This window comes from Microcoleus sp. CAWBG27 (genome assembly GCF_020883145.1).
Lineage (GTDB): Bacteria > Cyanobacteriota > Cyanobacteriia > Cyanobacteriales > Microcoleaceae > Microcoleus.
Window position 1 is genome coordinate 40,712 of the sequence record NZ_JAHREU010000046.1, and the last position, 22,526, is coordinate 63,237.

The window sequence follows — 22,526 nt, forward strand, 5'->3', positions numbered from 1 at the left end:
GTTAATTGAAGAAATTCAACCCGCTCCCGTCGGGTTTTGTCTGTGTAGAAGCGGTTTCAACCGACTTAATTGAAGAAATTCAACCCGCTCCCGTCGGGTTTTGTCTGTGTAGAAGCGGTTTCAACCGAGTTAATTGAAGAAATTCAACCCGCGCAGGCGGGTTTTGTCTGTGTAGAAGCGGTTTCAACCGCCGAGTTAATTGAAGAAATTCAACCCGCTCCCGTCGGGTTTTGTCTGTGTAGAAGCGGTTTCAACCGCCGAGTTAATTTTTGATAGAATAACCAAAGATGAACGCAAATTAACGCAGATGAAAACTAGATTTTACAAGCATACAACTAAGAACTTGTCAATAGTTTTAATAGCGACTTTAATTTTTATTCCCCTCAATACTTTGAGCGCCCGCGCCGAAAAATTAAGATGTTTTGTAGATATTTGCATTGACCCCAGCAGCGTAAAATTAAGTAAATCAAATTTTCCCGGTGCTCCCTCTTATGCTGTGAGAACTGTTTTAGGAACTCAGCAGTTTAGTAACGAAAAAATGCAGGCGCAGATGGAAGTTGATTGTCGGCTGCGACAGTTTAGAACTGTCCGAGTTAGCCAAGATGGTGAAAATTGGTCAAAGTTCGATCCCAGGTGGACTTTAGTCGATCGCAACTCATCTTTGTCACGGATGGTTGACTATAGTTGTAAATTGGCGATCGAATAAGTCTAATATCATGTCCGGTCGATTACTATAACAAAAAAACTGTTCGTAGTGCGGACTTCAGTCCGCAATATGCTGCGGACTGAAGTCCGCACTACGAACGAACGGATATTATCGCGGTCAACCGACCGGACACGATATAAAATGTCGATCGAGATAGAAGACTCAGTTTTGCAAAAAGCATTTGTTGTTGTAGTGCTGTCCCCGCTCGCGAGCGGGGACAGCACTATAAATGCTTGCACGCTTTGCTCCCTCTCGATACTTAGGCCGCAATCCAAGATCCCAAATCTAAAATCTAAAATCGAATGACCAACCCCAGCGAATACCGGCAAAGACGCGAACAGTTAATGGCAAAAATTGGCAGCGGGACAGCAATATTTCGCAGCGCGCCCGCAGCCGTCATGCACAACGATGTTGAATACGCCTACCGACAAGATAGCGATTTTTTCTATTTAACCGGTTTCAACGAAGCTGCGGCGGTAGCAGTTTTGGCCCCGCACCACGAAGAACACAAATTTGTTTTGTTTGTTCAGCCAAAAGACTTGGAAAAAGAAACTTGGCACGGTTATCGCGCTGGAGTTGAAGGCGCTAAGGAGTTGTACGGCGCCGATGAAGCGTTTCCCATCGCCGAACTTGCCGAAAAACTACCCAAATATTTAGAAAAAGCCGATCGCATATATTATCACTTCGGGCGCGATCGCAATTTCGACCAAACAGTCCTCAAGCACTGGCAAAGCTTGATGGCAACCTACCCCAAACGCGGTACAGGCCCCACTGCGATCGAAGATTCCAACATCATATTACACCCGATGCGGCTGGTAAAAAGCGAAACAGAATTAGCCTTAATGCGAAAAGCCGCTAATATCTCCGTTACCGCCCACAACCGCGCCCGAGAATTTGCCAAACCAGGCAGGTACGAATACGAAATTCAAGCAGAAATCGAACATATTTTCGGCAGGAACGGCGCCACTCCCGCCTACCCTTCAATTGTTGCATCCGGTTACAATTCCTGCGTCCTCCACTACATCGAAAACAACCGCCAAATGCAGGAAAACGATTTGCTGTTAATAGATGCCGGTTGTGCTTGCGGCTACTACAATGCCGACATTACTCGCACCTTTCCCGTCAGCGGCAAATTCACCACCGAACAACAGACTATTTACGACTTAGTTTTGCAAGCACAAACCCAGGCAATTAGTCAAGTATATCCCGGAAATCCTTACAGCAAAATTCACGAAACCGCAGTGCGCGTTTTGGTGGAAGGTTTAATGGATTTAAAACTTTTGGTCGGCGACATTGAAGAGATAATTAAAGAAGAGAAATACAAACCATTTTATATGCACCGCACTGGTCACTGGCTGGGATTGGACGTACACGATGTCGGTGTTTATCAGTACGGCGAAAATCCGCAACTTTTGCAAGCAGGACAAGTTCTGACGGTCGAACCGGGGATTTATATTTCTCCTTATATTAAACCCGTTGAAGGACAGCCGGAGGTTCCTGAAAAATGGCGCGGTATAGGTGTGAGAATTGAAGATGATGTTTTGGTGACAATTGACAGTCATGAAGTTTTGACCGCCGGAGCTCCTAAATGAAGGCAGCTATGTTTCAACAGTTGACAGTTGACAGTTGACAGTTGACAGTTGACCGCTTGAGGGCAACCTCTACCTGGAATTCCGAGGATGGGAGTAATGAATCGTCTTCTTTTAATTTCTACGCCAAACCCAGAGGCTTTCAACCAATTATTTCTGGTAACAAGGCAGAAGTTAATAAATCTTTTGTCTGGCGGCAGTCAATTTTACAAACAGTTTGTAGTGCGGACTTGAGTCCGCTCTTAAGCTGCGGACTCAAGTCCGCACTACGAACCGTTTTGCTTGTGGTAATCGACCGGACATGATATTTTTTAAATAAAATAGCCTTTTCTGGGTAAAACTTAATATATTTGTAAATTTTGTGTGAAATGGTGCTAGTTTGCAGTCAAGACTGGAGCCTTCTAATGTTAGGCTAGACACAACTCTAGTCCGCAACTGCCAATTAATAACTTACTATGTGTAGTGAGCCCACAGAGATCGATCGCGCCCTCACAACCTGCGAAGCGCTAGTAGCAGAGCAAAAAGCAAAAATTCGGCAACTCGAAGAAAATTTGCAGGAAGAAATAGAATTGCGGCGCAAATTAGAAGCACAACTGAAAAGAGATATCGTTGAGTTAACTCAAACAGAAGATTCTTTGCGACAAAATCAAGAATTTATGCAAAGGGTAGCTGATACTACCCCCGGTGTTTTATACATTTACGACCTCATAGAAAACCGCAATCTCTATGGAAATCGCTACATCGGCGAGTTTTATGGTCGCACGGCGGCACAAGTTCAGGAAATGGGAAACGATGCCTTTTCTTTGCTAGTTTATGCTGAAGATATAGAGAAACTTATAGTTCACGTCGAAACAGAAATAGCCCTAGCTAAAGATGGAGAAATTCTGGAAACAGAGTACCGAATTGTCCAACCTAGCGGCGAATTGCGGTGGTTTCACGATCGGCACGCAATTTTTTCTCGCACTCCTGACGGCAGGCCAAAACAAATAGTCGGAGTTGCCCAAGATATCACCGAGCGAATTGAGGCAGAAGCCGCTCTCCGAGAAAATCAAAAGTTTATTCACAGTATAACCGAAGCACTTCCAGGTCTTGCTTACATTTACGATATTACTGAAAATCGAAATATTTATACCAACAACCAAGTTAACCAAATTCTCGGCTATTCCTCCGAACAAGTTCAACAGTTAGGAGACGCACTTTTTGCCACAATTATGCACCCCGATGATTTGCTGAAAATCCCGGAAATCCAAGCAAAAATATCAACACTTAAGGACGGCGAAATATTTGAGTGCGAGTACAGGCTGAGAAATGCTCGGGGTGAATGGCGCTGGTTTATGGGCAGAGATATTGTTTTCTTGAGAAACTCTGACGGTTCGCCGAAACAAACTCTCGGTATTGTTATAGATATTACTGAACACAAGCGAGTCGCCCTAGATCGAATTGAGTTAATCGCATCTCTTGAAAAAAGCCAGGAAATGTACCGAACTCTCATCAAGCATTATCCGAATGGATCGGTATTTTTGTTCGATCCCGATCTGCGCTATATTTTGGTTGACGGTCAAGGTTTGGCAGTAGTTGGTTTGTCCAAAGAATTGGTGGAAGGCAAAACCTTGTCGGAAATATCGCCGCCAGAAGATTTGGATTTTTTTGAGACCAAATATCGCGCAGCTTTAGCAGGAGAAGAGAATAATTTTGAATATAAATATCGCGATCGATTTTATTCAACAACAGTTTCTCCAGTCAAAAACGACCAGGCAGAAATTTTTGCAGGCATGGTAGTTACTCAAGATATTACAGAAAACAAACAGTCAGAATTCGTGCTGCAACGCCTGAAAAATGAGCTAGAAATAAAATATCACAAGCGTACTGAAGATTTAAGAATAGCTAACCAACACTTGCGGGAAGAAATTATCAATCGCTGGCGTACCGAAGAATTTTTGCGGGAAAGCCAGCAACAGCTAGAATTGTTTTTTTCGCAATCTTTAGATGGTTTTTTCTTTGTGATGCTGGACGAACCCGTGTACTGGCGCGATACCTCTGACAAAGAAAAAGTTTTGGATTACGTATTTTCTAACGGGCGGGTAACGAAGGCAAATGATGCTTTGATCGCTCAATACGGAGCTACTAGGGAAGAGTTTATTGGCGTGACGCTTAACTCTTTCTTGTTCCACAACTTGGCTGGTGACAGAGAAATTATCAGGCAATTTTTTGATGCTGGCAGAATTCACATCGAAACTGACAATCGCAAGTTTGATGGTGAGCTAATGTGGGTCGAAGGCGATTATATTTGCATTGACGATTCCCAGGGCAGAATTGTCGGGTATTTTGGCGTGCAGCGCGATATTAGCGATCGCAAAAAAGCAGAAGCTGCCCTTAGAGATAGTGAAGAACGTTTTCGCGCAACCGTCGAACAAGCAGCAGTCGGCATTACTCACTGCGATAAAAATGGCCGCTATTTGCGAGTCAACCAAAAGTTCTGTAATATTTTGGGATATACTGCGGAAGAGTTGCTGTGCGGAACTTGGATGGATGTCAGTTACTGTGAAGATCTAGATCCAGACTTAGCAAAAAATCACAGATTGTTTGCCAGGGAAATTGACTGTTTCAACATGGAAAAACGCTTGGTGCGTCGAGACGCTTCTTTAATTTGGGTAAATATCACTGTTTCGCTCGTGCAAGAACCGTTGAGCGGAGCAATTTATAATGTAGCAGTCATAGAAGATATTAGCGATCGCAAACAAGCTGAAGCAGCACTGAAGGAAAGCGAAGAAAGGTTCCGACAGCTAGCAGAAAATATTGAAAGCGTGTTTTGGATGGTAGGCGTTCAGCCCCAAGAATTTATTTATGTCAGTCCGGGTTACGAAAAAATTTGGGGGCGAAGCAGTGCTGATTTGTATGCTTGCGGGCGCTTTTTTGCAGAGTCACTCCATCCAGAAGATCGCGCTAGGGTGATTGCTGCATTCACTAAACAAGTTCTAGCTGAAGACGAGATTGAGTATCGCATTGTCAGGCCGGACGGCGAAATTCGCTGGATTCGCGATCGGGCTTTTCCGATTAGAAATCAAGGTGGTGAAATTTACCGCATTGTTGGGATTGCAGAAGATATTAGCGATCGCAAACAGGCAGAAAAAGCGATCCGTGAAAGTGAAGAACGCTTCCGCCAGCTTGCCGAAAATATCCAAGATTCCTTCTGGCTAGTTGCTGCTGACTTTACCGATTTATTGTATCTGAGCCCAGCTTACGAGCAAATCTGGGGGCGCAGCCGCGAAGAATTGTATGCCGAGCCGATAAAATGGATGGAGTGGGTGCATCCAGAGGATATACATTTGCTACAAGAGGGAATTCCGCGAGTGTTGCAGGGCGAGTCCACCAGTATCGAATATCGGATTTTGTTGCCAGACGGCACAATTCGCTGGGTGTGCGATCGAGCTTTTCCCATTTATGACGAAGCGGGCAAAATTTATCGGCTGGCGGGTATTTGCGAAGATATTAGCGATCGCAAATTGACCGAGGCCCGCATCCAAGCGGCACTCCGCGAAAAAGAAGTATTGCTCAAAGAAATTCACCACCGAGTCAAAAATAATATGCAGGTAGTTTCCAGCCTGCTGCAACTTCAAGCTCAATACATTGAAGACGAACCGACGCTTGCTTTATTTGAAGAAAGCCAAACCCGCATCCATTCAATGGCTCTGATTCACGAGCAACTTTATCAATCGGAAAATATCGATCGAATCCACCTCCCCCCTTACGTTGAAAACTTGATTGCTAATTTGTATCAATCTTTTGGTTGTGGTAAAAATTCTATCAAATTCAATCTCAATGTCGATCCCATACATTTAAATATAGAAACAGCAATTCCTTGCGGTTTAATTATCAATGAACTGGTTTCAAACTCCTTAAAGTATGCTTTCAATCAAAGTTCATCGGGAGAAATTACTATTAATTTTAATGGAAGTAAATTTCCTGAATTTCATTTAAGTATTCAAGACAACGGCAGCGGATTTCCGGCGGACTTTGATGTGGAAAGTAGCGAAACATTAGGATTGCGATTAGTGCGGATGTTAACTCAGCAATTAGAAGGAAATCTGGTTATTGACACTGAGTGCGGAACTTGTTACCATATTACTTTCCTTGAGTTAAATTATCGGCGTCGCATTTAATAAAAAAAGATGAATCCTATAAAAATTTTGGTAGTAGAAGACGAAATAATTGTCGCCCAGGACATAGCAGGCAGATTAAAAAAGCTGGGTTATGCAGTAACAGCTATTGTTGCTTCAGGAGAAGAAGCTCTAGAAAAAGTAGACGAAAGTCCGCCAGATTTAGTGCTGATGGATATCGTGCTTAAAGGTGAGATGGACGGCGTGACAGCCGCCGAAAAAATCAGAAATAAGATAGATATACCGACAGTATTTTTAACAGCTTATGCCGACGATAAAACGATGCAGAGAGCGAAAATTACAGACCCATTCGGTTACATTATCAAACCATTTCAACAAAATGATTTGCGGGTGGCGATCGAGATTGCCCTCCACAGGCACGAAATCGAAACCAAAATGCGAGCAGCTCTCAAAGCTTCGGAAGCAGCCAGAGAGTCGGTGGAAGAAAAAGCGCACCGCCAAAACCAGTATATATCAATGGCTGCCCACGAATTGCGCAACCCGCTGAACACGATTTTAATCTCTGCCGAGCTCCTAGAGCTCGATCGCACTCGCAGCAGTGACGAATCTCAAGTCAAAACCCTGCGCCTAGTGCACTCAGCTACCCAAAAGATGAACCAGCTAATCGAGGATATGCTGTTCATGGGCCGAGCAGAAGCAGGGAGACTCAAATGCAATCCATTACCGATAAATTTACTCGAATTTTGTCAAGATTTGCTGGATCAATTGCAGCTAGGAAATGAAGCCAAACACAAACTAAGATTCAGCCCGTCTGCCGTTACCAGCGCGATGTTAGATCAACAATTGCTGCACGGCATTATTTCTAACTTAATCGTCAACGCCATAAAATATTCTCCCGACGGCGGGCAAATAACCTTAGAATTGGAATGCCGTCAACCAGGCGAGGGAGACAAAGAAGCTATTTTCTGCTTGTCTACTCAGTCTTTGTTTGCCAATTCCCCATTTAAAAATATTAACTCTCCTTTACTAATTATTCGCATCCGAGACGAAGGTATGGGCATCCCAGAAACCGAAGTAGGGAAAATATTTGAAATGTTTTACCGTTGCAAGAATAGTGGAAAGATTAAAGGTAACGGTTTGGGATTGACGATTGTTAAAAAAGCTGTGGATTTGCAAGGAGGTGCGATCGCCTGCGAAAGCAAAATCGGGGTTGGTACTACCTTTACAGTCGCCCTTCCTTACGTAGCTCTTTCCTGCAAAATGCCCTAGACTTATAGCCTTTCTCAAAAAGATGAGGTAAATAAGGCATAGGGCATAGGACATAGGGCATAGGGCATAGGGCATAGGGCATACCTCACTTTTTCGATAACCGCTATATTTCATGAATCTTAGATTGAATTCATACAAATTATAGAGTGCGTTAGAGGGCTGAAGGTTTTGGCTGCGGGTTGCTCATTCCATCCCCGCTGACGCACCTGACGCTTAGCTTTCTACTGTCAACTGTCTACTGTCAACTGTCAATCGTAATCCACCGGAGATGATATTAATCATCATATTAATCATCAAAATGTTGCAAAATCCACTCAACCCCCGCAGCTAAATTTGCAGCAATAAAATCAGGTTTAGTATGGTGCTGATACTCCCCACTCAACACGCTTTCCCCGTAACCAGTCTGCACCAAAATACCCGTACAACCGGCATTGTGAGCCATATCAACATCCGTCGCTTTATCCCCCACCATAAAACTATTCGCCAAATCCAAATCGTGTTCCCAAGCCGCCGCTACCAACATCCCCGTATTCGGTTTTCGCCAAGTCGTATACCGGGTAAATTCTGGATTTGTTCCGCCTTCCGCTGCGCTCAAATAAGGACAATAATAAAGAGCATCTAACCGGGCTCCCGCTGCGGTTTCTAATAACAAACACAGGCGTTTGTGCAAAGCTTCAACGTGGGCCACAGGATAATAACCCCTCGCCGGCCCCGATTGATTGGAAACCAAACAGCAAAATATTTGTCGGTCATTTAAACGACGTACAGCTTCAGCTATGCCGGGAATTAAATGCAAATCTTCTAGTTTGTGAATGTAGCCAGCTTCGATATTGAGAACGCCATCGCGGTCGAGAAATACTGCTCGTTTCATAGAATTGCGATCGGATTGTAGATACTGTCTGGAACTGTCAAGGAGTAGCGCTCAAATAATTGGGGATGAAGGCTTTTTGGATTTTTAAAACCCCAAACCCGTGCGACTCCAATTATACTCTAGCTACCCTGAAAAATCAAGACAGTATCTACAGATATTGCAATTAATTTATCCGCCCCATCACTACTTTTTGTACCAAGCTTGGCGCCACTGTTTCATTTCTTCAATCTCTTGCTTTTGCGAAGTCAGAATCTCTTGAGATAATTTCTTCATTTCCGGCCGTTTCGACTTCTGCAACGCATCTTGGGCCATCACTAAAGCTCCTTCGTGATGGGGAATCATCGCATTCAGAAATCGGAGGTCAAATTCAGCATCAGCCACTCCTAAATCCATGCTCATCATCATGGCTTGCATTTGTTCGGGAGTCATTGGCATCATGTGATTCATTTGAGCGTGATAAGCCATTGGCGTACTGTCGGCTTTGGCATACCAAGTTTTTCGCCACTCTTTCATTTGATTGATTTCGCGGTTTTGAGCGGCAATAATGTTATTAGCTAGTTTTTTCATTTCCGGGCGCTTCGACTTGTTGAGCACCTCTTTCGCCATGTTTACAGCACCTTGATGGTGTACTGTCATGCCATCAATAAATCGCAAATCGTAGTCGGCATCAGCCGGGCCTAAATCCATTGACATATTGTGATTCATGCCATGATTCATACCACCCATGCCGCCACTTTGTGCCGCGTCTTGCTTGTTGTTCGCTTGGGTTGTTGCGGTAACATTTGGGGCTTGAGTTGGGCTGGTAGGAGATTTTGAACAAGCTGCTAGAATTCCGCTGGTTGCGGTGGCTGTGGCGGTCAAGATTAGCACTGCCAAGCCTGTTTTTAATGAAATTGGTTTCATAGATTTTATATCCTTAAAACTGCCACGTTTATTCAGTCTCTCACATATAAATGAAATTAGCATGAAATTCTTGAGTCTAAGTTGTAAAAAAATCTTGCCGTGCCATCAATTAGATAAAGCATGAGTTTCAGTAAAACTTAATAATTAATTTGGGATTTACCCTTGACTCTCCTGCTAGCTGGAGACTTTATAATGGAGTTAATTCATCTATGAAGCAGAGTAGTTTCTGCTGAGGTTGCAATTATGACTTTAGAGCTAAAAGTCCCCAAAATGGCTTGTTCGGCTTGTGTGAATACAATCACAAAAGCAGTCCAAGCTATTGACTCAGCCGCTGCTGTTGAGGCGGATCTCAAGACAAAAATGGTCGCGATTCAAACGGCTAAGCCGGAAAGTGATGTTAGAAAAGCGATCGCATCTGCTGGCTATCCAGCAAGTTGATTTTAGATTTTAGATTTTAGATTTATATCATGTCCGCAGAGAACGACCATGATAAGATTTGTTTGTAGTGAGGACTTCAGTCCTCTGAATTATGAGGACTGAAGTCCTCACTACAAACCGTTTTTATTATGGTAATTTACAGGACATAATATTACTCCACAGATGAATCTAGGAGATTGGACAATAGTCAAATTCTTTTGACTGTCCACGACAGAATTCCGGGGCTTGTATCCTTTTTTTTTCTGGCCATTTGAAGCCGGGAAGTAATTGTCTAATTTAGGAGGGCATTTATGGACAATCTCACACTTAAATTGCGGGGCATGAGTTGTGCTGCTTGTGCTTCCTCTATCGAACAAGCAATTAAATCTGTCCCCGGCGTAATTGGGTGCAGCGTCAATTTTGGGATGGAACAAGCAACCATCCAATATGACTCGAAGGAAACCAACTTAACAATTATTCAAGAAGCTGTTGGTGCGGCGGGATACGAAGCTTTGCCCCTGCAAGAAATGGCAGAGGATGATGCAGAAAAAGCCGATCGCAAATCCGCATCTCAAAACTTGCAGCGAAAACTCTGGATCGCAGGCAGCATCAGCATTATACTGGTTTTGGGTGGCATTCCAACCATGACAGGCTGGCACCTGCCATTCATTCCCGCATGGCTGCACAATTTTTGGCTGCAATTAGTGCTGACATCACCAGTACAGTTTTGGTGCGGTAAATCGTTTTATGTGGGGGCTTGGAAATCGTTAAAACGGCGCGTCGCCACAATGGATACCCTGATTGCTTTGGGGACAAGTGCTGCTTACTTTTATTCGGTATTTGTGACATTTTTGCCCGGTTTATTTACCGCCCAAGGTTTGACTCCTAGCGTTTATTACGAAGTTGCGGCCAGCGTGATCGCGTTAATTTTGTTGGGGAAAAACCTCGAAAATAGAGCGAAGGGAGAGACTTCGGAAGCAATTCGCAAACTCATGGGTTTGCAAGCAAAAACTGCTCGAATTATTCGCAAGGGGGAAGAGTTAGAAGTACCCATCGCCCAAGTGGCAATTGGTGACATTGTGCAGGTGCGTCCGGGCGAGCAAATCCCCGTAGATGGAGAGGTAATTGAAGGTGCTTCGACGGTAGACGAAGCAATGGTTACGGGGGAAAGTTTGCCTGTCAAAAAGCAACTTGGCGATGAAGTTATTGGAGCGACAATTAACAAAACAGGCAGCTTTCGGTTTCGCGCTACCAGAGTTGGCAAAGATACATTTTTAGCTCAAATTGTTAAGATGGTGCAGGATGCCCAAGCTTCAAAAGCACCGATTCAAAAGTTAGCAGACCAAGTAACTGGTTGGTTTGTTCCTGTAGTAATTGCCATCGCTTTAGCTACTTTTATTATTTGGTTTAACGCGATGGGTAACTTCACTTTGGCGACGGTGACAATGGTGGAAGTGTTGATTATTGCCTGTCCCTGCGCTTTGGGTTTGGCGACTCCCACTGCTGTGATGGTTGGCACGGGTAAAGGTGCAGAAAATGGGATTTTAATTAAAGGAGCCGATAGTTTAGAATTGGCTCACAAAATTCAAATTATTGTGTTAGATAAAACTGGAACGCTTACGGAAGGCAAGCCGACTGTTACTGATTTTGTGACAATTAAAGGAACCGCCCAGAGCAATGAGTTAAAGTTGCTGCAATTGGCGGCGTCTGTAGAGCGAAATTCGGAGCATCCTGTAGGGGAAGCTGTGGTTAGATACGGTCAATCTCAAGAGGTGAAGTTGACAGATATTCAGGATTTTGAGGCTGTGGCGGGGAGCGGCGTGCGAGGTGTTTCGGGGGGAAAGTCGATCGCCCTGGGAAGCTTCAGGTGGATGCAGGAACTAGGCTGCGATACTGAATATCTGGAGCTGCGCGCGCGAGCTTTTGAAGCTGCGAGCAAAACGGTGGTTTGGATGGCTGTAGAGGGCAAAATTGAGGCAATTATGGCCATTGCCGATGCTCTGAAACCTTCGTCAGCGCGGGCGGTAAAAGCGCTGCAAAAACTCGGTTTAGAGGTGGCGATGCTGACTGGGGATAACCGCGCGACTGCGGAGTCGATCGCCCAATCGGTAGGAATTACTCGGATTTTTGCCGAAGTTAGACCCCACCAAAAAGCTGCTCAAATCCAAGCGCTGCAAGGAGAAGGCAAAATTGTAGCGATGGTGGGAGACGGGATTAACGATGCTCCTGCTTTGGCCGCTTCGGATGTCGGAATTGCGATCGGTACCGGCACTGATGTGGCGATCGCAGCCAGCGACATTACCTTAATTTCCGGCGATTTGCAAGGCATAGTTACAGCAATTCAACTTTCCCGCGCCACCATGCGGAACATCCGCGAAAATCTGTTTTTTGCCTTTATTTACAACATCGCAGGCATCCCGATCGCAGCGGGCATTTTATACCCGATTTTTGGCTGGTTGCTCAATCCGATTATCGCTGGTGCAGCAATGGCTTTTAGTTCGCTTTCGGTAGTGACTAATGCTTTGCGGTTGCGGAATTTTAAAGTCAAAGTTATTGCATAATTTAGGAGGAATTTGATAAATGTTTAGCCAGCGTCAAGTTTTAGGAAGTCTCGCAGGTTTAGGAATTGTGCTCGGACTTGCATCGGGAGTTCGAGCCAATCAAATATCAAATCATCCGGCAAAATCAACTGCTAAATTTCTGAAAATAGAACAACCGCTAAGTTTAAAAATTGGCATAACAGCAGGCGGATTGAGCTTAATTGGTTTAGAATTGTGGTGGTTTTTGTTGAGTAAAAATCAAGCTAAAACGCAATCTGCTTCAGTTAAGGCAGATCCCCCCTAGCCCCCCTTAAAAAAGGGGGGGACAAGAGAATTGTCAAAGTCCCCCTTCTTAAGGAGGATTTAGGGGATCTCCGGGGGGAATAAGAGAATTGTCAAAGTCCCCCTTCTTAAGGGGGATTTAGGGGATCTCCGGGGCATAAACAGTTTTAACCCAAGCGTATCGAGCCTAAAATCAAGTAAATTTTCCCGTCGCGGTTTTTTCCACCAAGATCTCGGTAAAATTAAAAAAGCTTAAAAAATTTGGAGTGAGCTAAATGCAACTACTACACACGATGCTCCGAGTCGGAAACCTGGAAGAGTCCCTCACATTTTACACTGAGGTTCTGGGGATGAGATTGCTGCGACAAAAGGACTATCCAGACGGTAAATTTACTCTGGCTTTTGTGGGCTACGGCGACGAATCCGACACTACAGTTTTGGAATTAACCTACAATTGGGGCGTCGCAGAGTACAATTTGGGTGATGCTTACGGTCATATTGCGATCGGCGTTGACGATATTTACGGTACTTGCGAAGCAATTAAAGCCCGCGGCGGCAAAGTTATTCGCGAACCGGGCCCGATGAAGCACGGTTCAACAGTCATTGCTTTTGTCCAAGATCCAGATGGATATAAAATTGAATTAATTCAACTGAAAAATCAAGGTAGTAGCAGTCAGAAACTAACTGCGGAAGCAGCATCTTAGTCGTAGTAGGACGATGCTAAGAGCAACGTCCCGGCCAAGGTATGTTGTTGCGCTTCAGCGCTCTTTATAAGACAATACGGTTTACTTAAGATGTCCGAAGAGAGGAACGAAGCAATCTCCGTATCTATTTTTCATAGCGGTTTACCCCCAGGGCGGTCTTAAGTAAACGGTATTGCTTTATAAGATTAGGGAAGAGCGAAGACAGCGCAACTACGTACATAATTTGTCGTTGCACAAATAGTGCTCTTTATCATATCCTATTAGGGAAGAGCGCTGAAGCGCAACTACGTACCCAAGAGCGCTGAAGCGCAACTACGTACCCAAGAGCGCTGAAGCGCAACTACGTACCTCTTTTGTCTGACGACAATAAAACTGCTCTGCTACTGACAGAATGCTAAGGGGTTTTCCACACTTTTAATTCGATCGCACTGACGGTACAAATTGCTGCAAGTAACTCTTTTGCCACAAAATAGAAAAACTGTTCCCTATTTGGCTTAAACTATCAAATTTAGGAATTAATTTAGATTCTCGGCGCTTGTCTAAGGCAGCGAGCGTCGCAAAGAATATAGCTAATACTAACAAAAATACCACCATCACAATAAAGAACATAGTCCAATAGACTAGAAATTCACTTTGGTAGTAGTTGACGGTCAATATCGAGTTAATCACTGCATCGGATAAATACAAAACTAGCCCTATTGAAAACCACACTCCTAACAATAGCCACGTCCACTTAAACATCTGTGTTGCAGTCTTGTTATTTTTGGACGCCGAAAGTTCTAAATCTCTAATTTTGCTGTTAATTTTTGATGTGACTTCATACAAAGTAGACTGCAAAGAATCTCTGATTAAATTCAAATCGTTGTCGAGGTTTATGCACTGCTCGGATGTGCTTTTGTCAACACTCACGTTTTGGAGTTTGTTGCGGTGCCCAGCCAGTTTATTGCCAAGGGTCTGATCCCATTCTTGCAGCCGCTCTACTGTCAAATACAAAAGTTCCCTATTCGCATCTAACAAGCTCTGACAATCTAGAATCGACTTAACTAACTTGCTCAAATTGTTAATATGCTCGTCTACAGTATTTTGGTATTCCCTCTGTTTCTCTGACAAGAAATTTGCCATTGCGACATCATCGCCGCACAGCGACACAGCATCAGAATACACGCCGTCAATTTCCTTTTTACCTAGATATAGTGAGGCTTTGCACTCCTCAATTTCGGGAATGGTCAGAGATTCTAAAGACTGATGTTCTACATGAAATTTATATAGCAGCGCTGTCATAATTTGCGCCGATTTTCGGTCTAGCCGATCTTGGTAAGGTTCTAAAATAATTGCCGCTCGATTTTTGATCGCCGCCTCTGGGTGGTGCAGGAACTCAAAAACTTTGGCAACTATTTGGGAGAATTCCCATTCCTTAAAATTATTTTTCGCCACATCCAAAAAGTTTGTGATGGCTGCATCCTTTTCGGCATGAAATTTGTAGCCATTATCCGTAATTGCGATCGCAGGAAATACGCGATCGACCCAAAACAGATATTCCTCGCAATCCATTGACACACCCAGCAGCAGCCAGCTAGGGCCGTATACCCAAAAATCGAGACAATTCTCGTATTCCTTACCGCTGTCCATTCTGCTGTTGTCGTTCAAAGCAAATTTATTGCTGGCTAACAGTTTAATTTGCTCTTCTACAACCCGCTGCTCAATTTCTGCTGCATTAATTGTGACATGGCCAGCAGATTCCTTGCCTTGCGCTTGCCATTCATCCAACAAAATTGACTGAATGCTAACAGCAGCACACCACCGAATTAAAGGAGTCGATCCCCCTAGCGCTTCCTGTTCCAACACCGCTAGCTTATTTTCGCTAAAATCACTTGATACAGGTTCCTCACTTGATATAATACCCTCTCGCACCTTGCCCAATGCTTGAATTGCCAAAGCCCGAAACAGCAAATTTGGATGCGGTTTTCTAGCGGATTCTGGTATATCTTGCCCTAATATTCCGCTTTTGGGTACGTCCAGAACTTCAGCAAAAGGAGCGATTCCGCATTGTTGCAAGATGCCTTCAACGGTGTTTATTCTTTCCCAAGGTTGAGTATATTTGGTGAGACTGAAGATGAGCGCTGTGTCGCTGCACTCCATTGACTCAGGTATGCTAGTGCGATCGAGTTTCCAGAGATTGCTTGTCATAATTTGTCGCCATGACAATTGCTAGATCTTAACGTCGTTGTCCGATGCTGAATGCAACTCTACATCTACTGCTGCTTTTTGTCAATATTAGTCCCGAACGGTATGGTTAGTTAATATAGCAATCCTAAATGATTCAGATAAATTTGTAGGGGTAGCGCCCCCGTGCCTACCCCCTATCTATCCGGTTCTTCACGAGGGGTAAGAGCCCCTACAAGAATTACACAAATGATTTAGGATCGCTATAAAACCGATATTTTCTATAGCAACCGAGTTGAGCAACGCAAATATCTGTCGGCGACTAGGTATATAATTTTACACAAATCCGATAAAATGTCTAATTTGCAGGCTATTTTTTTTGACTCGAATAAACCTAGGATGCTGCTTTCTTTTTCGGGAGTTTTAAAATTTTGTCCTTCGCCATTTTGTCAACAATTAAGTCGCTGATAATTTGAGCTCCGTGGGATGTAAAGTGCACGCCATCATTAATTTTTACATAACCTCGCTTGCCGGATTTGTCAGCAACTACGGGGACAAAATTCCCTGCTTCAGCAAAAGCATCCCAAGTAGAAATAAATTCTATTTTTGATGAAGACTTGCTGGCATTTTTATAGATGTCGTTCATGATGGGAAAAGCTTTGATGTACGAAGATTTGTTAGATATCGATTGACCAACCCAATACACTTTTTTTACTGTGGAAGAGCCAAGTAATTTGGCATATTTATCTACTCTTGCTTGATAAGCTTTTTGCCATTCTGGGGTTAAAATAGCCCGATATTTTCCTTGGTTATCGGTGATATCTTGAGTGTCATTGCCTCCGAACAAAATTATTACTACGTCTGGCCCGTAATCCTGGATGATTTGACTGGTTCTAGCGTACCAGTCATAATAATCTATCCGATTTAATCCGCTCGATACTTTGTAGTCGATTTTGGTATTTGAGATATTGTATTTTTCTTTAAGAGTGTACTGGAGTTGAGTTCCTAAATCGAACATTACGGAATCTCCAATAAATAAAAATTTGCGATAAGCTACGGTTAGTTTTGGTTTGGATGGAGTGGGTTTCTTGGCAGGCTTTGGGAGGATGACTGCCGATTTTGTTGCGGTTTTGACCGGGATTTTGTCGGGTTTCTTGGAAATGCTATCGAAGTTAATATCTTTGATTTTGCTCCAAAAATCTTGTTCGGATTTCCTGAAACCGTCTATTTCGATCTGTCGCGCTGCTTGTTTGATTTCGCTACTAGCTAAAGGAGTTGAAGAAAAGCTTTTCAGAAATAAGGATAAGTTGGAAAATATTAAGGTGAGAATTACAGAGGTAACTATTAACAAAATTTCTCGGTCTTTCATAAGAAGTTATTTGTTATTTGTTATTTGTCATCATAAAGGAAGGAGAAAGAACGTAATAAGATAAAAAAAGTCTTTTTTGTGCTTTATATATAGCAGTTCTCAAAAAAGCCAGGTATGCCCTATTCCCTATTCCCTATTCCCTATTCCCATGAGTGAGAACTCGAAAGGCTATACTTGTTTGTTAGAAGTTAAAGTAAATAAAAGGCGGAACCGTACTTGGGCCTAACATTAAGATAGCATACACGAGCAGGGAAACTAAGACAACCCGAAAGAATAGGTTTTTTAATGACAATAGTGTTTGCAATACTTGGGAAATGATGTCGCCCCAGAGGTTGATTGCGCCAATGACTGCAATTACTAGATACAATTGCCAAAAGTTGAATTGAACAGTTGCAGCGGAAAAACGAAAGATTCCTTGAAAAAACCTCATCGCAGTTTCCCAGTTGGGTGTGCCGAAAAATACCCAGCTACAGGTAACAAAGGTAAAGGTTAACAACCAACTGCAAAATTTGGCAAATCTCGGAAAGGCGTAGTCTAATTTGAGATGGATAGCTTGGGGAATATCTTTACATAGATGGTTGACAATCAGTCCTAAACCGTGAAGTGCTCCCCAGAAAATAAAGTTTAATCCTGCGCCGTGCCAAAATCCGCCGATCGCCATTGTTATCAGTAAATTTACGTACTTCCGCAATTTGCCGTATTTATTGCCACCTAAGGGAAAGTAAAGGTAATCCCTCAACCACTCGGAAAGACTGATGTGCCACCTTTTCCAAAATTCTTGCAAGCTGAGCGATCGGTATGGCATATTGAAATTGGCGATCGGTTTGAAACCCAGCAAGCAAGAGATACCGTTAGCTAAATCTGAGTAGCCGCTGAAATCTACGTAAATCAAACAAGAATAGGAAATTGCCGCCAGGATTAAATCTATGCTGCTGTATTGCTGGGGGACTTTGAATGGTAGTTGAGTGAAATTAAACAAAAAGCTCGACAAAGTATATTTTTTAAAGAGTCCCGACAAAATCAAAACGATAACTTCTTCGATTTTATAGTCATATTTATTTGGTGAATTTAGCTGCGTATAAAATTCGTGAGGGCGGGAGATTGGGCCGGAGGCAATTTGGGGAAAGTAGGTAATGTAGGTGGCGTAGTCTATAAATTTAGGACAGGGAATTTTTTGTTGGTAGCAGTCGATTAAATGAGAAATTATTCTAAATGTGTAGAATGATATGCCAACGGGGGCGATTATTTGTAATATTTGAAAATTGGCGGGAATTTTGAGCTGGTTTAGTATCTCAAATAATGAGGTTACAAAGAAGTTGCAATATTTGAAAATGCCGAGATTGACAATGTTGACAACTATGCCGAAGATAAAGGCAAGTTTTGGCTGTTTGCTGCGATCGACTGCTCGGAGAATGATATAATTGTAGACTGTACTTAACATCAGGAGTCCGAGAAAGTCTAAGCTCCAAAAAGAATAAAATAATAAACTGGAAATTAGCAAGACAATTTTATACAAGTCAACCTTGGGCTTTAAGGAGAGGATGGCGCTAAAAATAATTAGGAAAAATACTAAAAATTGGTAAGTAGGAAATAGCATAGATGTCAATAAAGTAAAAATTTTAGTACATCAATAAAGAGGTTTGTAGTGAGGACTTTAGTCCGCAGAAATTGATGCGGACTAAAGTCCTCACTACGAACGAAGACATAATCTGGAAATTAGCAAGACAATTTTATACAAGTCAACCTTGGGCTTTAAGGAGAGGATGGCGCTAAAAATAATTAGGAAAAATACTAAAAATTGGTAAGTAGGAAATAACATAAATGTCAATAAAGTCTAATTTTTATCAATTCAATAAAAAGGTTGGTAGTGAGGACTTTAGTCCGCAAAAATTGATGCGGACTAAAGTCCTCACTACGAACGAAGACATAATTATGAGGTGGCAGCGCTGTGTCCGTACAGTATTATAGGTAATGGATAACCTGTATATTTTCATAAGTTCGATCGCCCGATCCGGTCGTACTACACAAATTTTTGCGGTGGATTGCGGGCTGTAAGCTTGTACAAGCAGTCAATTGTGTTGCAACTTCCGCGCTCGTTAACCGCACTCATAGATTCATAATCGTGTTTAAAGATTAAGATAGTTGTGAGACCATATATTAACGGATAACAACAGGAATCCCCTTGATTGCGAGGAACGAACGTGCAGCCAACAGACCCTAGCAAATTTACAGATGAAGCCTGGGAAGCCATAGTCAAATCCCAGGATGTAGCCCGCCGCTTTGCCAATCAGCAGCTAGAGGTTGAACATTTAGCGATCGCCATTCTAGAACAGCAAGCCCTAGCAAACAGCATTCTCAGCAAGGCCGGAGTCGATGTCCCCCGCTTGGCGCAGCAGTTAGATGCTTTTGCTAAACGACAGCCGAGAGTTGCCAACGCTGACCAACTATACCTCGGTCGCGGTTTAGAAGTGATGTTAGATGCTGCTGAGTCTGCCAGACAGGCTTGGCAAGATAATTTTATCGCCGTTGAACATTTATTAATAGGCTTGCTAGAAGATGAACGAGTTGGTAGGCGATTGCTGACTAGGGGCGACGGGCCGCCGGGCCGCCCCGGATACGATCGCAAACCGGCGCCCGGTACGATCGATCGCGCGAAACTCGAAGAAGCAATTAAATCAATTCGCGCTACTACCAAAGTCAAAGATCAAAAGCAAAGCCAAAGTCAAAGTCAAAGTCAAAACCAAAATTCTGACGCCAACTCCGACGCCCTCAGCAAATACGGGCGCGATTTGACAGAAGCCGCCAAAGCAGGCAAACTCGACCCAGTAATCGGCCGCGACGAGGAAATCCGCCGGGTAGTGCAAGTTCTTTCCCGCCGTCAAAAAAACAATCCAGTGTTAATTGGCGATCCCGGAGTCGGAAAAACTGCGATCGCCGAAGGTTTGGCCCAGCGCATTGTCAACGGCGATGTACCCGAATCTTTGAAAAATCGCCAACTATTCAGCCTCGATATGGGCAGTTTAATTGCTGGGGCAAAATTCCGGGGCGAATTTGAAGAACGGTTGCGATCGGTATTGCGAGAAGTTATCGATTCCGACGGGCAAATTGTCCTATTTATTGATGAATTGCACACGGTTGTTGGCACTGGCGGCGGCGGTAGTTCCGGTTCGGGAATGGATGCGGGAAATTTGTTGAAACCAATGTTAGCCCGAGGTGAATTGCGCTGTATCGGCGCTACAACTCTCGATGAATTTCGCAAAAATATTGAAAAAGATCCGGCACTGGAACGCCGCTTTCAACAAGTATTTGTCGGGGAACCGACTGTGGAAGATACTGTTTCAATTTTGCGCGGATTGAAAGACCGTTACGAACGCCACCACGGGGTGAAAATTACCGATTCGGCGCTGGTTGCTGCTGCTACTCTGTCTTTTCGCTATATTTCCGATCGCTTTTTGCCGGATAAGGCGATCGACCTTGTAGACGAAGCAGCCGCCCATTTGAAAATGGAGATTACCTCCAAACCCGTGGAATTGGAAGGGATCGACCGCCGGGTGATGCAGTTGGAAATGGAAAAATTGTCGATCGAAGGTGAGGGAAAAGGTTCTCCCACCGCCACCATCAGCCCCCGCATCGAACGCATCAAAGCTGAGATTGACATTTTAAAAGCCAAGCAAGAAAAACTATCTTCGCAGTGGTTGGGCGAAAAGCAGTTGTTGGATGCAATCAATAAATTGAAAGCCGAAGAAGACCAACTGCGCGTCCAAATTGAACAAGCAGAAAGAGCTTACGATCTGAATAAAGCCGCCCAGTTGAAGTACGGTAAATTGGAGACTGCGGTGCGCGATCGCGAAGCCAAGGAAGCCGAACTTTTGAAACAGCAAGCTCAAGGTTCTTCGCTGCTGCGGGAAAAAGTTACTGAGGGCGATATTGCAGAAATTGTGGCGAAATGGACGGGAATTCCGGTCAATCGGTTGTTAGAATCGGAGCGCCAAAAATTGCTGCAATTGGAAAGCCATTTGCACAAGAAAGTTATCGGTCAAGAAGAGGCTGTAACGGCGGTTGCTGCGGCGATTCGGCGGGCGCGGGCGGGTATGAAAGATCCCGGTAGACCGATCGGCTCTTTCTTGTTCATGGGCCCCACAGGCGTCGGTAAAACCGAGTTAGCGCGGGCGTTGGCGGAGTTTTTGTTTGACAGCGATGATGCGATCGTCCGCATCGATATGTCGGAATATATGGAGAAGCACAGCGTCTCCCGGTTAGTCGGAGCTCCCCCCGGATACGTCGGCTATGACGAAGGCGGACAACTTTCCGAAGCAGTGCGGAGACATCCTTATTCGGTAGTGCTGTTTGACGAAGTGGAAAAAGCGCACCCGGATGTATTTAACATTTTGCTGCAAGTGTTGGATGACGGCAGAATTACCGATTCTCAAGGTCGAGTGGTTGACTTTAGAAATACCGTCATTGTAATGACTAGCAATATCGGTAGCGACCACATTTTAGAAGTGTTTGCTAAGAAGGGGAAAACTACCAAAAAACCTGCTGCTAGGAAGCAGGAACCGAAGGAGGTATCAATTCCCAAGACTGATTATAAAGTTGCTGATGATGGTACTGTCGAGGTGTCTGCCCAGCGAGTTGATATTGACAGTGAAGGTAAGACGGAAATTAAGATTGAAAGTAAGTCTGAAAACAAGTCTGAAAATGAAAAATCCTTGACTCAAGAACGGGAGACAGACGAAGAGTACGAGCAAATGTTGAAACGGGTGATGACTGCTTTGCGATCGCACTTCCGGCCAGAATTTCTCAATCGGGTGGACGAGATCATTTTGTTCCACACGTTGAGCAAGACGGAACTGCGGCAAATCGTCACCATTCAAGTCAAGCGGATCGAGCGGCTGTTGGCGGAACAGAAAATCACTTTGGAACTGTCCGATGCTGCGAAAAACCATATCACAGATGTCGGTTACGACCCAGTTTACGGTGCTCGTCCCCTGAAACGCGCTATCCAGCGGGAGTTGGAAAACCCGCTAGCTAACAAGATTCTCGAAAATGCGTTTGTTGAAGGTGACACAATTGCGATCGACTGCGTAAATAACCATTTGCAGTTTCGCAAAAAAGACCCTCTCCCCGCGCTGGTAGGTAACAGTTTGTAGTTGCATTTAGGAACAGGCTTTCTGGCCATTGGTGTCAACTTAAATTCAAAGGTACTCAGAGGCTGCTGTTTGGCGATTAAAGGCCAGATCCCCCCTAACCCCCCTTAACAAGGGGGGGACAAGAGTCTTCTCTTGCGTCAACCCCTACTCCCCTTTTTAAAAGTCTTCTCAAAGTCCCCCGACCTAAGGGGGATTTAGGGGGATCTAGCCTAGTCTATAAACGAGAGATACAACAGCTTTCAGGCTTAAGGGACAAGAATCTTCTCTTGCGTCAACCCCTACTCCCCTTTTTAAAAGTCTTCTCAAAGTCCCCCGACCTAAGGGGCTTGCAATTAAATATAATCCCAGTTATCCTCGAAGAGTAGGAAACAAAAAATTTGACATGAGCGGTTGTGACTTCTGTAATTGGGATGCTAAAAATGATCTTGAGTGAGCCAGTTAAATT

16 protein-coding genes are annotated in these 22,526 nt (G+C 43.9%); 11 read left to right on the forward strand and 5 right to left on the reverse strand.

All coding sequences use genetic code 11. From position 1 onward, the window contains the following. The first annotated feature begins 69 nt into the window (after positions 1-69). From QZ938_RS22370 to QZ938_RS22395, 6 genes are all read left to right on the forward strand, one after another. Entirely contained in the window at positions 70-273 is a 204-nt protein-coding gene (locus QZ938_RS22370; RefSeq protein ID WP_293155304.1) for a hypothetical protein, read from the forward strand. 34 nt (positions 274-307) lie between these two features. Then, entirely contained in the window at positions 308-706 is a 399-nt protein-coding gene (locus tag QZ938_RS22375) for a hypothetical protein (protein WP_293155307.1), read from the forward strand. 302 nt (positions 707-1,008) lie between these two features. Further along, positions 1,009-2,298: an aminopeptidase P N-terminal domain-containing protein gene (locus QZ938_RS22380; protein WP_293155310.1), complete on the forward strand. Its 1,290-nt coding sequence runs from the start codon at positions 1,009-1,011 to the stop codon at positions 2,296-2,298. 96 nt (positions 2,299-2,394) lie between these two features. Continuing rightward, on the forward strand, positions 2,395-2,529 hold the full coding sequence (locus tag QZ938_RS22385; RefSeq protein WP_293353401.1) for a hypothetical protein: 135 nt from the start codon (positions 2,395-2,397) through the stop codon (positions 2,527-2,529). A gap of 221 nt (positions 2,530-2,750) precedes the next feature. Further along, positions 2,751-6,455 (forward strand): PAS domain S-box protein, encoded by a 3,705-nt coding sequence (locus QZ938_RS22390; RefSeq protein ID WP_293353399.1) that lies wholly within the window; start codon positions 2,751-2,753, stop codon positions 6,453-6,455. A gap of 9 nt (positions 6,456-6,464) precedes the next feature. Further along, entirely contained in the window at positions 6,465-7,682 is a 1,218-nt protein-coding gene (locus QZ938_RS22395; protein WP_293155316.1) for an ATP-binding protein, read from the forward strand. Between the two features lie 286 nt (positions 7,683-7,968). On the opposite strand, the gene QZ938_RS22400 is transcribed toward QZ938_RS22395, so the two are convergent. Both QZ938_RS22400 and QZ938_RS22405 read right to left on the reverse strand, forming a co-directional pair. Beyond that, on the reverse strand, positions 7,969-8,553 hold the full coding sequence (locus QZ938_RS22400) for an HAD family hydrolase (RefSeq protein ID WP_293155319.1): 585 nt from the start codon (positions 8,551-8,553) through the stop codon (positions 7,969-7,971). A gap of 183 nt (positions 8,554-8,736) precedes the next feature. Then, a complete protein-coding gene (locus QZ938_RS22405; protein ID WP_293353397.1) occupies positions 8,737-9,456 on the reverse strand; it encodes a DUF305 domain-containing protein in 720 nt (239 codons plus the stop codon). Between the two features lie 243 nt (positions 9,457-9,699). Here QZ938_RS22405 and QZ938_RS22410 point away from each other — a divergent pair, with 243 nt between their 5' ends. From QZ938_RS22410 to gloA, 4 genes are all read left to right on the forward strand, one after another. Beyond that, entirely contained in the window at positions 9,700-9,894 is a 195-nt protein-coding gene (locus tag QZ938_RS22410; protein WP_293155325.1) for a heavy-metal-associated domain-containing protein, read from the forward strand. Between the two features lie 290 nt (positions 9,895-10,184). After that, positions 10,185-12,434 carry a heavy metal translocating P-type ATPase gene (locus QZ938_RS22415; protein ID WP_293353395.1) on the forward strand — a complete coding sequence of 750 codons (2,250 nt, stop codon included), beginning with the start codon at positions 10,185-10,187 and terminating at the stop codon, positions 12,432-12,434. Between the two features lie 19 nt (positions 12,435-12,453). Beyond that, positions 12,454-12,717: a hypothetical protein gene (locus tag QZ938_RS22420; protein WP_293155331.1), complete on the forward strand. Its 264-nt coding sequence runs from the start codon at positions 12,454-12,456 to the stop codon at positions 12,715-12,717. Positions 12,718-12,970: 253 nt separating this feature from the next. Continuing rightward, entirely contained in the window at positions 12,971-13,399 is a 429-nt protein-coding gene (gene gloA, locus QZ938_RS22425) for a lactoylglutathione lyase (RefSeq protein ID WP_293353393.1), read from the forward strand. A 414-nt stretch (positions 13,400-13,813) separates the two neighbouring features. On the opposite strand, the gene QZ938_RS22430 is transcribed toward gloA, so the two are convergent. The 3 genes from QZ938_RS22430 to QZ938_RS22440 form a co-directional block, all read right to left on the reverse strand. Next, positions 13,814-15,586 (reverse strand): hypothetical protein, encoded by a 1,773-nt coding sequence (locus QZ938_RS22430; RefSeq protein ID WP_293353391.1) that lies wholly within the window; start codon positions 15,584-15,586, stop codon positions 13,814-13,816. Positions 15,587-15,956: 370 nt separating this feature from the next. After that, on the reverse strand, positions 15,957-16,931 hold the full coding sequence (locus QZ938_RS22435) for a DUF459 domain-containing protein (RefSeq protein WP_293353389.1): 975 nt from the start codon (positions 16,929-16,931) through the stop codon (positions 15,957-15,959). Positions 16,932-17,112: 181 nt separating this feature from the next. After that, the gene (locus tag QZ938_RS22440) at positions 17,113-18,528 is read right to left on the reverse strand and encodes an MBOAT family O-acyltransferase (RefSeq protein WP_293363367.1); all 1,416 of its coding nucleotides are present in this window, start codon (positions 18,526-18,528) and stop codon (positions 17,113-17,115) included. Positions 18,529-19,132: 604 nt separating this feature from the next. Here QZ938_RS22440 and QZ938_RS22445 point away from each other — a divergent pair. Then, on the forward strand, positions 19,133-22,081 hold the full coding sequence (locus tag QZ938_RS22445; RefSeq protein WP_293353385.1) for an AAA family ATPase: 2,949 nt from the start codon (positions 19,133-19,135) through the stop codon (positions 22,079-22,081). The last annotated feature ends 445 nt before the right edge of the window (positions 22,082-22,526 follow it).